We start from the raw sequence: 543 nt of genomic DNA on the forward strand, positions 1-543 counted from the left end.
AGCGCGTGTGGAACGCCAACATGCAGTGCTATGGCGCGGTGAAGGTCTGGAAGCAACTCCGGCGAGAAGGCATCGAGGCCGCCAGATGCACGGTGGAGCGGTTGATGCGTCGGGCTGGATTGCAGGGCGTAAGGCGCGGCCAGGTTGTGCGGACAACGGTGGCGGGCGACAAGTCCCTCTGCCCGCTGGATCGTGTCCAGCGCCAGTTCCATGCCGACCGCCCCAACCAGCTGTGGGTATCGGACTTCACCTACGTGTCGACCTGGCAGGGATGGCTGTATGTGGCGTTCGTGATTGACGTGTTTGCGCGGCGCATCGTCGGCTGGCGAGTCAGCACCAGCATGAAGACCGACTTCGTGCTGGATGCCCTAGAGCAGGCGCTGTATGCCCGTCAGCCGCATCGCACAGGAGGCCTGATCCATCACAGCGACCGTGGCAGCCAGTACGTCTCGATACGTTACACCGAGCGCCTGGCCGAGGTCGGCATCGAGCCCTCGGTGGGTAGCAAGGGCGATAGCTACGACAACGCCTTGGCCGAAACCA

1 protein-coding gene is annotated in these 543 nt (G+C 63.7%); it reads left to right on the forward strand.

The genetic code is table 11. The features are described from left to right. Positions 1-543, forward strand: a 543-nt coding sequence (locus F3I16_RS20960; protein WP_160495452.1) for an IS3 family transposase, incomplete at both ends; no start/stop codon positions are given.

The sequence above is a fragment of the Pseudomonas sp. L-22-4S-12 genome (genome assembly GCF_009799935.1).
Classification (GTDB): Bacteria; Pseudomonadota; Gammaproteobacteria; order Pseudomonadales; family Pseudomonadaceae; genus Aquipseudomonas.